This window comes from Acidovorax sp. Root217, assembly GCF_001428645.1.
Lineage (GTDB): Bacteria > Pseudomonadota > Gammaproteobacteria > Burkholderiales > Burkholderiaceae_C > Acidovorax.
This window is the reverse complement of sequence record NZ_LMIH01000006.1, coordinates 1-13,806: the sequence shown is the minus strand read 5'-3', so window position 1 is coordinate 13,806 and position 13,806 is coordinate 1. Positions and strand designations below refer to the sequence as shown.

13 protein-coding genes and 1 riboswitch are annotated in these 13,806 nt (G+C 68.2%); of the genes, 8 read left to right on the top strand and 5 right to left on the bottom strand.

Translation table 11 applies throughout. From position 1 onward, the window contains the following. The first annotated feature begins 176 nt into the window (after positions 1-176). The 5 genes from fmdA to metH all read left to right on the top strand — a co-directional run bounded on the left by fmdA (position 177) and on the right by metH (position 6,639). Positions 177-1,406 carry a formamidase gene (gene fmdA, locus ASE31_RS04105; protein WP_057200278.1) on the top strand — a complete coding sequence of 410 codons (1,230 nt, stop codon included), beginning with the start codon at positions 177-179 and terminating at the stop codon, positions 1,404-1,406. A gap of 15 nt (positions 1,407-1,421) precedes the next feature. Beyond that, entirely contained in the window at positions 1,422-1,787 is a 366-nt protein-coding gene (locus tag ASE31_RS04100; protein ID WP_057200277.1) for an FmdB family zinc ribbon protein, read from the top strand. 144 nt (positions 1,788-1,931) lie between these two features. Next, positions 1,932-2,957, top strand: coding sequence for an aliphatic amidase (locus ASE31_RS04095; protein WP_057200276.1), 1,026 nt, complete (start codon positions 1,932-1,934; stop codon positions 2,955-2,957). A gap of 48 nt (positions 2,958-3,005) precedes the next feature. Next, positions 3,006-3,758 (top strand): hypothetical protein, encoded by a 753-nt coding sequence (locus ASE31_RS04090; protein ID WP_057200275.1) that lies wholly within the window; start codon positions 3,006-3,008, stop codon positions 3,756-3,758. A 17-nt stretch (positions 3,759-3,775) separates the two neighbouring features. Then, positions 3,776-3,871: riboswitch (S-adenosyl-L-homocysteine riboswitch) on the top strand. Between the two features lie 29 nt (positions 3,872-3,900). Then, on the top strand, positions 3,901-6,639 hold the full coding sequence (gene metH / locus ASE31_RS04085) for a methionine synthase (RefSeq protein ID WP_082604021.1): 2,739 nt from the start codon (positions 3,901-3,903) through the stop codon (positions 6,637-6,639). A gap of 35 nt (positions 6,640-6,674) precedes the next feature. Here metH and fahA read toward each other — a convergent pair whose 3' ends face one another. Continuing rightward, positions 6,675-7,946 (bottom strand): fumarylacetoacetase, encoded by a 1,272-nt coding sequence (gene fahA, locus ASE31_RS04080; RefSeq protein WP_057200274.1) that lies wholly within the window; start codon positions 7,944-7,946, stop codon positions 6,675-6,677. A gap of 31 nt (positions 7,947-7,977) precedes the next feature. Beyond that, positions 7,978-8,982 carry a tripartite tricarboxylate transporter substrate binding protein gene (locus ASE31_RS04075; protein WP_057200273.1) on the bottom strand — a complete coding sequence of 335 codons (1,005 nt, stop codon included), beginning with the start codon at positions 8,980-8,982 and terminating at the stop codon, positions 7,978-7,980. 93 nt (positions 8,983-9,075) lie between these two features. Here ASE31_RS04075 and ASE31_RS04070 point away from each other — a divergent pair, with 93 nt between their 5' ends. Further along, positions 9,076-9,855 (top strand): IclR family transcriptional regulator, encoded by a 780-nt coding sequence (locus ASE31_RS04070; protein WP_057200272.1) that lies wholly within the window; start codon positions 9,076-9,078, stop codon positions 9,853-9,855. Between the two features lie 23 nt (positions 9,856-9,878). Here the strand turns inward: ASE31_RS04070 and ASE31_RS04065 are convergent, their stop codons facing one another. Continuing rightward, entirely contained in the window at positions 9,879-10,430 is a 552-nt protein-coding gene (locus ASE31_RS04065) for a shikimate kinase (RefSeq protein ID WP_057200271.1), read from the bottom strand. Between the two features lie 55 nt (positions 10,431-10,485). Continuing rightward, positions 10,486-11,619: a serine hydrolase gene (locus ASE31_RS04060; protein ID WP_057200270.1), complete on the bottom strand. Its 1,134-nt coding sequence runs from the start codon at positions 11,617-11,619 to the stop codon at positions 10,486-10,488. A gap of 136 nt (positions 11,620-11,755) precedes the next feature. Between ASE31_RS04060 and ASE31_RS04055 the strand changes: the two genes are divergently transcribed. Together ASE31_RS04055 and ASE31_RS04050 are read left to right on the top strand one after the other, a co-directional pair. Then, positions 11,756-12,715 carry a YihY/virulence factor BrkB family protein gene (locus ASE31_RS04055; RefSeq protein WP_057200269.1) on the top strand — a complete coding sequence of 320 codons (960 nt, stop codon included), beginning with the start codon at positions 11,756-11,758 and terminating at the stop codon, positions 12,713-12,715. Positions 12,716-12,953: 238 nt separating this feature from the next. After that, positions 12,954-13,715 carry a glycine zipper 2TM domain-containing protein gene (locus ASE31_RS04050; RefSeq protein ID WP_200961068.1) on the top strand — a complete coding sequence of 254 codons (762 nt, stop codon included), beginning with the start codon at positions 12,954-12,956 and terminating at the stop codon, positions 13,713-13,715. Positions 13,716-13,731: 16 nt separating this feature from the next. Here the strand turns inward: ASE31_RS04050 and ASE31_RS32415 are convergent. Next, on the bottom strand, positions 13,732-13,806 hold a 75-nt coding region (locus tag ASE31_RS32415), incomplete at its 5' end, for an electron transfer flavoprotein subunit alpha (protein ID WP_157412375.1).

The following is a 13,806-nucleotide window of genomic DNA, read 5'->3' as shown; positions in this document are numbered from 1 at the left end:
TTCGCAATCTGGGAGGGGGACGCCCCCAGTGCGGCGGGGCGGCCCTTGCACGGGGGCACTGGCTTTGGCAGCGCCAGTTTCACAGGCTGTGGGTGGCGCGTCGCGCACACGGATCTTCTCTTGTTACGTCGTTTTCTTCTGTCACTTCCTAGTCACTTTTCAAGGAGCAACACGCCATGGCCGATACCCTGATCAAGGTGGACCTCAAGCAGTCCCCGTACGACAACCCGCTGATGCACAACCGCTGGCACCCGGACATCCCCATGGCCGTGTGGGTGGAGCCCGGGGCGGAGTTCAAGCTCGAGACCTATGACTGGACGGGTGGCGCCATCAAGAACGACGACAGCGCCGACGACGTGCGCGATGTGGACCTGTCCACCGTGCACTTCCTGTCGGGCCCAGTGGGCGTCAAGGGCGCCGAGCCGGGCGACCTGCTGGTGGTGGACCTGCTCGACATCGGCGCGCGTGACGACAGCCTGTGGGGCTTCAACGGCTTCTTCTCCAAGAAGAACGGCGGCGGCTTCCTCACCGAGCACTACCCGCTGGCGCAAAAATCCATCTGGGACTTCCACGGCATGTTCACCAACAGCCGCCACATCCCGGGCGTGAACTTCGCGGGCCTGATCCACCCCGGTCTCATCGGCTGCCTGCCCGACCAGAAGATGCTCGACGCCTGGAACGCCCGCGAAGCCGAGCTGATCGCCACCGACCCCGACCGCGTGCCCGGCCTGGCGAATCCGCCCAACGGCATCACCGCCCACATGGGCCAGCTGCAGGGCGAGGCCAAGGCCAAGGCCGCCGCCGAGGGCGCGCGCACCGTGCCACCGCGCGAGCACGGCGGCAACTGCGACATCAAGGACCTCTCGCGCGGCTCCAAGGTGTACTTCCCGGTCTACGTGGAAGGCGCTGGCCTGTCGGTGGGCGACCTGCACTTCAGCCAGGGCGACGGCGAAATCACCTTCTGCGGCGCCATCGAGATGGCCGGCTGGGTGCACATGAAGGTCAGCCTGATCAAGGGCGGCATGGCCAAGTACGGCATCAAGAACCCGATCTTCAAGCCCAGCCCGGTCACCCCCAACTACAAGGACTACCTGATCTTCGAAGGCATCTCGGTCGACGAATCGGGCAAGCAGCACTACCTCGATGTCACGGTGGCCTACCGCCAGGCCTGCCTGAACGCTATTGAATACCTGAAGAAGTTCGGCTACAGCGGCGCGCAGGCCTATTCCATCCTGGGCACCGCCCCGGTGCAGGGCCACATCAGCGGCGTCGTGGACGTGCCCAATGCCTGCGCCACGCTGTGGTTGCCCACCGAAATCTTCGACTTCGACATCAACCCCACGGCCGCTGGCCCGGTGAAGATGCTCGACGGCAGCATCGACATGCCGATCTCGCAAGACAAGTAGCAAGGCAGGCCCCCAATGCCCACCTACGACTACGCCTGCGCCGACTGCGGCAATTTCGACGCGCTGCGCAGCGTGGCTCTGCGCAACGAACCCTGTGCCTGCCCCGCCTGCGGGGCGGCTGCGGCACGCGTGTTCGCCCACGCACCGCACCTGGCCTGCGTGAGCCCCGAGCAGCGCCGCGCGCACGACACCAACGAGCGCGCCCAGCACGCCCCGCGCTCGTCCTCGCGCGATGGCGACGCCGGCAGCTACGGCCGGCTGCGCCATCCCTCGGGGTGTGGCTGCTGCAGCGGCGGCGGGAGCAAACGCGGCAGCACCGTCACCGCGCCCAACGGCGCGAAGACATTTCCCTCCAAACGCCCCTGGATGATCAGCCACTGACGCGGCTTTGCCTTCAACCGGCTAACGTCGTTGGGGAGCCTTGCCGTGCTGAAGCACTGTCTGCGGCTCCCCGCCTAGTTATCCGGCTGAATGCCAACCCGCGGGAGGCGTCCAGGCTTCAGGATTTCCCAAGGAGAACACGCCATGATCCACGGCGATATTTCGAGCAGCAAGGACACCGTCGGCGTCGCGGTGGTCAACTACAAGATGCCGCGCCTGCACACCCAGGCCGACGTGCTGGACAACGCGCGCAAGATCGCCGACATGCTGGTCGGTATGAAGACCGGCCTGCCTGGCATGGACCTGGTGATTTTCCCCGAGTACAGCACCCACGGCATCATGTACGACCGCCAGGAGATGATGGACACCGCCACCACCATTCCCGGCCCGGAGACGGAAATCTTCGCGGCTGCGTGCCGCAAGGCCAAGGTCTGGGGTGTGTTCTCGCTGACCGGCGAGCGGCATGAAGAGCATCCCCGGAAAATGCCGTACAACACCCTGATCCTCATGAACGACCAGGGCGAGATCGTGCAGAAGTACCGCAAGATCATGCCCTGGACGCCCATCGAGGGCTGGTACCCCGGCGACCAGACCTACGTGAGCGACGGGCCCAAGGGCCTGAAGATCAGCCTCATCATCTGCGACGATGGCAACTACCCCGAGATCTGGCGCGACTGTGCGATGAAGGGCGCCGAGCTCATCGTGCGCTGCCAGGGTTACATGTACCCGGCCAAGGAGCAGCAGATCCTCATCAGCAAGGCCATGGCCTTTGCCAACAACACCTACGTGGCGGTGGCCAATGCGGCGGGGTTCGACGGGGTGTACAGCTACTTCGGCCATTCGGCGCTGATCGGCTTCGACGGCCGCACGCTGGGCGAGTGCGGGGAGGAGGAGTACGGCGTGCAGTACGCGGCGCTCTCCACCAGCCTGATCCGCGATTTCCGCAAGAACGGCCAGTCCGAGAACCATTTGTTCAAGCTGCTGCACCGCGGCTATACCGGCATGATCAACTCCGGCGAGGGTGACAAGGGCGTGGCTGCCTGCCCCTACGGCTTCTACCAGCGCTGGGTGACCGACCCCGAGGGCACGCGCGCCGCGGTGGAGGCCCTAACGCGCACCACGGTGGGCACGGCCGAATGCCCCATCGAGGGGATTCCACACGCGCAGTGAAGGCCGGTCGCCAGAGCCGGCCCGCCAGTTGCCGATAATGCAGCGCACATGGTGGCGCCTGCATCCCCTCTCTCTTCTCTGCCTCTGGCCTGCGCGGCTCTGATCGCCGTGGCCCTGCTGACTGGCTGTGCCGCCCCGGCGCCCACCCCGCGCGGCGAGGTCAAGGGTGCGTCCACCACCACGGGCGAGCTGGCCCAGTCCGACCTGAACCGCATGGCCACGCTGGCCATGCGCGACAACCTGGCCAGCCTGACCCTGCTGATGGACAAGCTCTACCGCCGCAACCCGGCCGAGTGGCGCAAGGCGGGCGCGGCCAGCCGCGAGCAGGCCATGGAGCAGGTGCGCACCGCCATCGAGCAGCGCCAGCCCTGGGCGCCGCTGCAGGGCCGGCGCGACATTGCCGCCCTGGCCTTTGCGCTGGCGCCCGAGTTCACGGGCGACCGGGTGGCCGCCTTCATTGTCGCCACGGCCGACATGCTGGTCACCGCGCATGGCGGCAAGACCGAGTTCTTTCTGCTCGACTCGCTCGACGCCCAGCACCTGTACAACGCCGCGCGCAACGTCGAATCGGCCGTGTGGCTGCTGTCCCAGCGGCGCAATGCCGCGGGCCAGCCGCTGCTGTGGGCAGACGAGATCGGCCCCCAGGGGCGCAACCTGAGCTTCGAGCGCGAATTCGGCAAGGTCATCGCCCGCCTGGACCTGGTGGCCGTGGTGGTGACCGAAAAGTACCGCCGCGCGGCCATCAGCTACGTGCAGGGGATTGTCGGGGGCACTTTCCTGCAATTCCTCCCTGTGCGCTGAGCAGGTAAAATCATGCCTCCCCCGAGGAGCGTTGCAGCGGACCGCCCAGGCACACAGATGCCGGCTGTTCGTCAGGCTCGGGGCCGACCACCCCGCAACGACGCTCACCTACGTTACTGAACCGATTGCGCAGGTGAGTCTGATGTCCGCCCTTCCCATGCCCCCCCTGAAGCTGTCCGGCCTGGAGCCCGTCTCCATTGGCGAGGGCAGCCTGTTCGTCAACATCGGTGAGCGCACCAACGTCACCGGTTCCAAGGCCTTCGCCCGCATGATCCTGAACGGGCAGTACGAGGAGGCCCTGGCCGTGGCCCGCCAGCAGGTGGAGAACGGGGCCCAGGTCATCGACATCAACATGGACGAGGCCATGCTGGACAGCAAGGCGGCCATGGTGCGCTTTCTGCAACTGATCGCCTCCGAGCCCGACATCGCGCGCGTGCCCATCATGGTCGACAGCTCCAAGTGGGAGGTGATCGAGGCCGGCCTGCGCTGCGTGCAGGGCAAGGGCATCGTCAACTCCATCTCCATGAAGGAGGGCATCGACAAGTTCAAGCACGAGGCGCGCCTGGTGCGCCGCTACGGTGCCGCCGCCGTGGTCATGGCCTTTGACGAGAAGGGCCAGGCCGACACCTACGAGCGCAAGATCGAGATCTGCGAGCGCGCCTACCGCGTGCTGGTCGACGAGGTGGGCTTTCCGCCCGAGGACATCATCTTCGACCCGAACATCTTCGCGGTGGCCACCGGCATCGAGGAGCACAACAACTACGCGGTTGATTTCATCGAGGCCGTGCGCTGGATCAAGCAGAACCTGCCCGGCGCCAAGGTCTCGGGCGGCGTCTCCAACGTGAGCTTCAGCTTCCGTGGCAACGACCCGGTGCGCGAGGCCATCCACACCGTGTTCCTGTACCACGCCATCAAGGCCGGCATGGACATGGGCATCGTCAACGCCGGCATGGTCGGCGTGTACGACGACCTGGAGCCCACGCTGCGCGAGCGCGTCGAGGACGTGGTGCTCAACCGCCGCCCCGATGCCGGCGAGCGCCTGGTCGAGGTGGCCGAGACCGCCAAGAGCGGCGCCAAGGACGAGAGCAAGCGCCTCGAATGGCGCGGCACGCCCGAGGCACCGCGCACCGTGGGCGAGCGCCTGTCGCACGCGCTGGTGCATGGCATCACCGACTTCATCGTCGAAGACACCGAAGAAGCTTACCAGGCCATCGTCGCCAAGGGCGGGCGCCCGCTGCACGTGATCGAAGGCCCGCTGATGGACGGCATGAACGTCGTGGGCGACCTGTTCGGCGCCGGCAAGATGTTCCTGCCCCAGGTGGTGAAAAGCGCGCGCGTGATGAAGTCCGCCGTGGCCCACCTGATTCCCTACATCGAGGAAGAAAAGCGCCTGGACGAGCTGGCCGGGCGCGACGTGCGCAGCAAGGGCAAGATCATCATCGCCACCGTCAAGGGCGACGTGCACGACATCGGCAAGAACATTGTCACCGTCGTGCTCCAGTGCAACAACTTCGAGGTGGTGAACATGGGCGTGATGGTGCCCTGCCACGAGATCCTGGCGCGCGCCAAGGTCGAGGGGGCCGACATCGTGGGCCTGTCGGGCCTGATCACCCCGAGCCTGGAGGAAATGCAGTACGTGGCCGGAGAGATGCAGAAGGACGAGCACTTCCGCATCAAGAAGATCCCGCTGCTCATCGGCGGGGCCACCACCAGCCGCGTACACACCGCCGTGAAGATCGCGCCGCACTATGAAGGCCCCGTGGTCTACGTGCCCGATGCCTCGCGCAGCGTGAGCGTGGCCCAGAGCCTGCTGGGCGACGGCGTGGACCACTACGTGCAGGAGCTCAACGCCGACTACGACAAGGTACGCACCCAGCACGCCAACAAGAAGCAGACCCCGCTGTGGTCGCTGGCCAAGATCCGCGCCAACAAGACCCCGGTGGACTGGGCTGCGTTCAAGCCCACCGTGCCGCGCGCGCTGGGCCGGCGCGTGTTCAAGAACTTCGACCTGGCCGAGCTGGCGCGCTACATCGACTGGGGCCCGTTCTTCCAGACCTGGGACCTGGCCGGCCCGTACCCCGCCATCCTGACCGACGAAGTCGTTGGTGTGGAGGCCACGCGCGTGTTCGCTGATGCGCAGGCCATGCTGAAAAAAATCATCGAGGGCCGCTGGCTCACCGCCAGCGGTGTGATGGGCCTGTACCCGGCCAACAGCGTGAACGACGACGACATCGAGTTCTACACCGACGAGACGCGCACCGAGGTCGCCATGACCTGGTACGGTATGCGCCAGCAGACCGAAAAGCACGTCATCGACGGTGTGACCCGCCCCAGCCGCTGCCTGGCCGACTTCGTCGCGCCCAAATCGAGTGGCATCGCCGACTACGCCGGCATGTTCGCCGTGACGGCGGGCCTCGGTATCGAGAAGAAGGAAAAAGCCTTCATCGACGCGCTCGACGACTATTCCGCCATCATGTTCAAGAGCCTAGCCGACCGCCTGGCCGAGGCCTTTGCCGAGTGCCTGCACCACCGCGTGCGCACCGACCTGTGGGGCTATGCGGCAGGCGAGCAACTGACCAACGACGAGATGATCGGCGAGAAGTACGCCGGCATCCGCCCCGCGCCCGGCTACCCCGCCTGCCCCGACCACAGCGCCAAGAGCGCGCTGTTCAACGTGCTGCAGTGCGGCGAGGTGGGCATGACCCTGACCGAGAGCCTGGCCATGATGCCGGCCGCCAGCGTGAGCGGCTTCTACCTGGGCCACCCCGAGAGCACGTACTTCAGCGTCGGCAAGATCGGTGAGGACCAGCTGCACGACATGGCCCAGCGGCGGGGCATGGACGAGGCGCTGCTGGCGCGGTTGTTGGCTCCGAATCTGTAAACAGAGGCAGCCCTCTTAGGGCTGCCCGCTGGGCGTCAGGCGACGATTGTTCCGCTCACTTCGCCCAAGCCGATACGCACGGCGCCCTCACGCTCGCACCAGCCCTTGAGGGTCAGCGTATCCCCGTCTTCCAGGAAGCTGCGCTGCTCGCCATTGGGCAGGGTCACGGGCTGCTTGCCGCCGCCGGTCAGCTCCAGCAGCGAGCCGGCTTCGCTCGCTTCGGGGCCCGAAAGCGTGCCCGACCCCATCAGATCGCCGGGCTGCAGGTTGCAGCCGTTCACCGTGTGGTGCGCCACCAGTTGCGCAGGCGTCCAGTACGCGGCGCGCTGGGTGTTGGTCAGGGCCAGGCGCACAGCGGGCTCGCCGGCTTCGCGCATGCGGGCGGTCTGCAGCAGCACCTCCAGCGCGATGGTGAAGGCGCCCTGGGCACGGTTGCCGGGCGAGTCGAGGTAGGGCAGGGGCTGCGGGTCGGCGGCGTCGCGCTCGAAGGGGGCGCGGAACGGTGCCAGCGCCTCCATGGTCACCAGCCAGGGCGAAAGCGTGCTGGCGAAGTTCTTCGACAGGAAGGGGCCCAGCGGCTGGTATTCCCAGCCCTGGATGTCGCGCGCGCTCCAGTCGTTGAACAGGGCCACGCCGAACAGGTGCTGCTCGGCCTGGCCGATGGCGATGGGCTCGCCCTGCGCATTGCCCTGCCCGATGAACCAGCCCAGCTCCAGCTCGTAGTCCAGCCGCTTGCAGGGGCCGAGCACCGGTGCGGCGGCCTCGGGCGCCTTGGTCTGGCCCTGCGGGCGCCGCACGCGCTGGCCGCTGATGCCGATGGACGAGGCGCGCCCGTGGTATCCGATGGGCACCCACTTGTAGTTGGGTAGCAGTGGGTTGTCCGGGCGGAACTGCTTGCCCACCGTGGTGGCGTGGTGCACGCTGGTGTAGAAGTCGGTGTAGTCGCCGATATGGCAGGGCACGGCCATTTCGGCATCGGTCTGGGGCAACAGCGCCTGGGACCAGGCAGCCTGTTGGGGGCTGCCTTCGCGCAGGCCTTCGGACAGCTTCTGGCGCAGGGCCAGGCGCTCGGCCGGGCTTGCGGCCATCAGCGCGTTCATGTCGTTGGAGGCGGTGAGGCCTACGGCCTGCAGGTCCAGGATCTGGTCGCCGATGGCCACGCCGATGCGCAGCGCCTCGCCGCTGCCCGCCTTGCGGTAGCGGCCGAAGGGCAGGTTCTGGATGGGGAAATCGCAGCCCGCCGTGTTGGCGGAGGCGACCCAGCTGCGCAGATGGGTGCCGTGGGTGGCATCAAGGGTAGTGGTCATGGTCACGGTAGTAAGAAAAAAGGGGATGAGATCAGTCGGCACTCATCTGCGCACTGTGGGCGACCTTGCCCAGGCGCTCGTACTCGCGCTTGGTCAATGCGTCGAAGTCGGCCACGCTGGCGCTGCGCGGCGTGAAGCCGGCGGCCAGCAGCTTGTCCTTGACCGCAGGGTCGGCCAGCGCATCGGCCAGGGCCTTGTTCAGGCGCTGGGCCACGGCAGCCGGCAGGCCTGCCGGGCCATAGACACCGAACCAGGGCTCCACCGCATAGTCGGGCAGACCGGCTTCGGCCAGTGTCGGCACGTCGGGCAGGGCCGGCGAGCGCTGGGCGCCCGCCACGGCCAGGGCGCGCAGCTTGCCGGCCTGGATGTGGGGCAGCGAGGCGGGCAGGTTGTCGAAGGCAATCGGCACCTGGCCGCCGATCAGGTCGGTGATCAGCGGCGCGCTGCCCTTGTAGGGCACGTGCACCAGATCGGTCTTGCTGGTCTGGGCGAACAGCACGCCGGCCAGGTGCATGGAGGTGCCGGCACCGGCCGTGGCATAGGGCAGGCCGGGGTTCTTGCGCATGTGGGCCAGCAGCTCGGCCACGTTCTTCACGGGCAATGCGGGGCCGGCTTCGAGCACGATGGTGGAGTTGCCCAGCAGGCCCACGGCCGTGAAGTCCTTGCGCGGGTCGAAGGGCATCTTCTTGTAGATGTGCGGGTTCAGCGCGTTCGTGGAGATGGCGCCCATGCCCACGGTGTAGCCATCGGGCGCGGCCTTGGCCACGGCATCCATGCCGATGTTGCCGCCCGCGCCCGCGCGGTTGTCGATGATGACCGGCTGCCCCAGCGTCTGCGCCATGTGGGCGCCCACGGTGCGCGCCACCAGGTCGGTGGTGCCGCCGGGTGCATAGGGAACGACGAAGCGGATGGGCTTGGCCGGGAAGGCGGCCTCCTGGGCGGCCAGCGGGCCGGCGGCCAGGCCGAGCACGGTGGCGGCAGCGGCGGTGCACAGCAGGGTGCGGCGGGTGGGCGAAGTCGGGGCGAAAGCGGCCATGTCTGGGTGTCTCCGGTGACGGTTATAGGAATCTCACCATTCTTGGCCGGCCCGCCGTTTCCTACAATCGTTCTTTCCACTGCATGGACAAGCATGACCACCCTGGTGCTCGACCGCGTGCTGCGCATCCTCGACCAGCTCTCGCGCTACGACGCGCGCGGGCTCTCGCTGTCCGACATCGCGCGCCAGTCCGGCATACCGCACCCCAGCGTGCACCGGCTGCTGCAGGACATGATGGCGGCCCGCCTGGTGGCTGCGCTGCCCGAGGGCAAGGGCTATGTGCTGGGCCGCCGCCCGTTCGAGCACGGTCTGGCCGCGCGCGGGCGGCACGACGTGGCGCCGCTGTTCACGGCCAACCTTCAGCGCCTGGCCGATGCCACGGGCTATGCGGCCTACCTGTTCGTGCTCAGCGGGCACGAGGCCGTCTGCTACGCCCATACCAACGTGCAGCGGCTGGACCCACCCCTGAGCGTGACCGTGGGCGGGCGCCGCCCGCTGGGCGTGGGTGCGGCCGGGCTGGCACTGATGGCCGCGCAGGATGCCGAACTCATCGAAGCCGCCCTGGCTGCCAACGCGCCCACGCTGGGCCGCTACGGGGGGCTGGATGAGGCCACGCTGCGCACGCTGCTCACCCAGACCCAGGCCCTGGGCTACGCGCGCAGCGGCGGTTGCCTGAACACCAACACCGCCGCCGTGGGCCATGCGGTGGTGGATGCGGGCGGGCGCGCGTTCGCGGCCATCAGCCTGTCGACCACCGTGGCGCGGCTCACGCAGCGCGAGGCCGCCCGGCTGGCCGCGCTGCTGCGCACCGAGATCGCGGACATCCAGCCCAGGGTGCACTTCCACTGGAGCGACTCGGCTCCGTTGCGCTGAAAGTGGTCGGCAGCAGAGCGGGGTTACTGCGGCGCCTGATCGGCGCCGGTGTCGGCGCTGGCGGCCATTTCGAGCTGCATCATGATCATGTTGACCAGCATGTGCACCGTGGGGCGGCCGGTCTCGATCACGTAGTGCGCCGTCTCGCGGTACAGGCCGTCGCGCTGGCCGTACAGTGCGCGCAGCTTGTCCATGGGGTTGCCGCCCTGCAGCAGGGGGCGGGTGCGGTCGTGCTTGACGCGTTTGTAGATCTCTTCGGGCGAGGCGCGCAGGTAGAGCACCGGGCCCATGGCGCGCAGCACCTCGCGGTTCTCGCGGCGCAGCACGGCGCCGCCGCCGGTCGAAAGCACCATGCCGCCGGGCTGGGCAGCGGCCTTGGCGAGTTCCTGCGCCTCCAGGTCGCGAAAGCGCGCTTCGCCATGTTCCTCGAAGAACTGGCGGATGCTGGTGCCCAGCGTTTCCTCGAGCCGGTGGTCCAGGTCGATGAAAGGCACGCCCGTGCGGTGCGCCAGCTGCCTGCCGACGGTGGATTTGCCCGAGCCGGGCATGCCGACCAGTGCGCAGCGAATCTGCATATGTTTCTTGTGTCTTTCCGGCCTTGCCCCTGGGACGGGAGTTTACCGGCTGCCGTCACAGCGCCGCGTAGACCAGCGCCGGGTACAGCTCGCACAGGTAGCGCAACTGGCCGGGCGCCTGGGTGAGCAAGATGGCCACCAGATCCTCGGCCGGGTCCACCAGAAAGAAGGTGCCGCCCATGCCGCTCCAGCCGTACTGGCCCACCGAGGCGGCATGGGGCGCCAGGCCGGCGCTGCGGCGCACGGCCACCCCCAGGCCAAAGCCATAGCCCTCGGGCAGGATGTCCCCGGCAGCAGGGATGTCGGTGCCCAGGTGGTCGGCCGCCATGAAGGCCACGGTGGCGCGGCTGGCCATGCGCACGCCGTCCAGCGTGCCGCCGGCCAGCAGCAGGCGCGCAAAACGCGCATAGTCGCCGGCGGTGGACACCAACCCGCCGCCGCCCGATTCGAATGCAGCCGGGCGCGATACGTCGTTGAGCACCACGTCGGCCCCGCTTTGTGGGTCGCGCGCGAAGGGTTCTGCCAGGCGATGCAGCTGCTCTGCCGGCACGTGAAAGCCGGTGTCGCGCATCTGCAGTGGGCCGAACACGCGGCGCTGCAGGATGGCGCCCAGGGGCTCGCCCTCCACCACTTCCAGCAGGGCGCCCAGCACGTCGGTGGCGCGGCTGTATTCCCAGCAGCTGCCGGGCTGGTGCAGCAGGGGCAGGGGCCCGATGGCCTTGGCGAGCGCCGCATTGCCGTCGCGGCGCGAGCCGATGCGTGCCGCTTGATAGGCCTGGGCCACCGGGCCGGTGTCCCAGGCATAGCTCAGCCCCGCAGTGTGGCGCAGCAGGTCATGCACCGTGGCCTCGCGCCGCACGGCGACAGTGCCGCCCGTGGCGGGGTCGAACACGCCCTGGCCGGCAAACGAGGGCAGGTAGCGCGCCACGGGGTGGGACAGGTGCAGGCGGCCCTCTTCCATGAGCATCAACGTGACCAGCGACACCACGGGCTTGGTCATGGAGTAGATGCGAAAGATCGAATCCGCAGCCATGGCCGGCGCGCCCGCGCCCGGCGCCTGGGCGCCCAGGGGCTCGTGCAGCACGGTCTGGCCGCGGTGGTGCACCAGCGCCACCGCGCCGGGCAGGATGCCGCGGTCAACGTGGTCCTGCAGGACGGTTCGCAGTCGGGTCAGGCTGGGGGCGTGCATGGGCGGGGCTCCGGGACAAGATGGTGCCAGCCTGCCACAAGTAGCAGGAACGCCCAGCCGCCTGTGGGACAGCACCTACAGGCAATTCCGTGCCCGGCCGGTGCAAAGCCGCCGGACCGCAGCCTATGCTGCGTGCATGACTGTCACCGACCGAATCCAGCGCGCCACCGAGCGCCTCAAACCCCTGGTGCAGCCTGTGCTGCCGCTGTGGCGCGCAGTGCAGATGTGGCTCGACGCCGATGGCCTGCGCATGAGCGCCGCCATGTCTTTCTACGGCATGCTCAGTCTGGCCCCCTTGCTGCTCCTGTTGGTGGGCGTGCTCGGCTGGTGGCTGGACCGCAGCTACCTGGAAAGCAGCTTGCTGCTGCAGGTGCAGTCGGTGATGGGCGAGCGCGTGGCCGACGTGGTGCGCCAGGCCCTGGCCAGCGCGCAGGAGCCTTCCGAGGGTCGGCTGGCTTCGCTGATCGGCTTTGTCGTGCTGCTCTCGGGTGCCACCGGGGTGTTCGTGGAGCTGCAGTCTACGCTGGCGCGCCTGTGGCAGGGGACCGAGCCCGAGCCGGCACGCGCCGCCTGGTGGCACATGGCTTCGCTCAGGCTGCGCGGGTTGGCCTATGTGCTGGCCATTGGCTTTTTGCTGCTGGTGTCGCTCACCCTGTCCACCCTCATCAACCTGTTTGCCGGCTGGGCGGGTGCACGGCTGTCCATCGCGCCGCTCGGGCCCATCCTGCAGGTGCTCAACGAGGTGGTGGCCTTCGGCTTCGCGGTGGCGCTGTTCGTGGGGTTGATGCGCATCGGCAGTGGGCGCAAGCCGCCCCTGCGCTGCCTGGTGGCCGGTGCGGTGGTGGGGGCCACGCTGTTCACCATCGGCAAGCAGTTGCTGGCGTGGTACCTGTCGACCGCCGCCGTGGTCTCTGCGTACGGCGCTGCCGGCTCGCTGGTGGTGCTGCTGATGTGGATCTATTTCTCCTCGGCCGTGCTGCTGTTCGCGGCCAGCTGTGCCCGGGCCCTGGACGAGGCGGGCCTGCAGGTGCGCAGGCGCCGCGCCACGGCGGTCCCCGTGCCGCAGGCCGACGCGGGCGTGGCGCCCGTGCCTTGAATGGGCGAGTGGGGCTGGCGTCACTTTGCACTGTAAGCAACAGCAACTGTCTGCCGCCGGGCTTTGCATTTTGAGAGGTGCTCGCAGCACTTCTTACCGACCCTTACAAAGCAGACAAATCCCCGCACCATGGCCTGTATACCGTGCGTCCATGGGCTGCGTTGTTCACTGAGCGACGGCCCCGGCACACGAACCAACCAATGAATGAATGGCGCGCATGCGCGCGGAAGGAAACACCATGAACAACCCTATCACCCTGCAGCCGTCCGATGTGCGCACAGTGCCTTCCACCCCCTCGCCCATGAAGTGGATGTGGGTCGCCATCGCCTCCCTGGGAGCATGTGTGGTGGCCCTGGGTACCACGCTGGTGGTGCAGCACCGTCCTGCTGAAGTTGCGGCCGCCTCAACGGCGGCTAGCCCGACCGTGGTGGCCCAATCACTGCAGGGCGTTCCCGCCCAGCCGCTGGGTCTGGTGCAACCCCAGGCCGGTGCCCCGGCCCAGCGTGCGCCTGCGCCCATGCCCGAGCCATTCCAGCCCCAGCGTGCGAACCTGGCCGGCGGCACGGCGCAGATGGTGCAACGCGCACCGGTGTGCAATACCTGCGGCCGGGTCGAATCGGTGCAGGCAATCCAGCAGGCCGAGCCTGCCACCGGTGTGGGTGCGGTCGCGGGCGGCGTGCTTGGCGCGGTGGTGGGCAACCAGATCGGCAAGGGCAATGGCCGCACCGCCGCCACGGTGCTGGGCGCCGTGGGCGGTGGCTATGTGGGCCACCAGGTGGAGCAGCGCTCGCGCACCCGCACGGTGTACCAGGTGGCGATCCGCATGGACGATGGTTCGCTGCGCCGCTTCACGCGCGCGCAGCCCCCGGCTGTGGGCACGCCCGTGGCGCTGCAGGGCAAGGGCTACCGCATCGACCACGAGCGCGACAGCCGCCCGAACGGCGGTGGCGCGTACACCAACGCCCCTGCAGGCGCGGTGCGCGTGGCCAACGGCTATTGAGCTGCGGCAGGCCTGATCACAGCGCCCGGACCAGCTCCGGCACAGCGGTAAACAGATCCGCCTCCAACCCATAGTCCGCCACGCTGAAGAT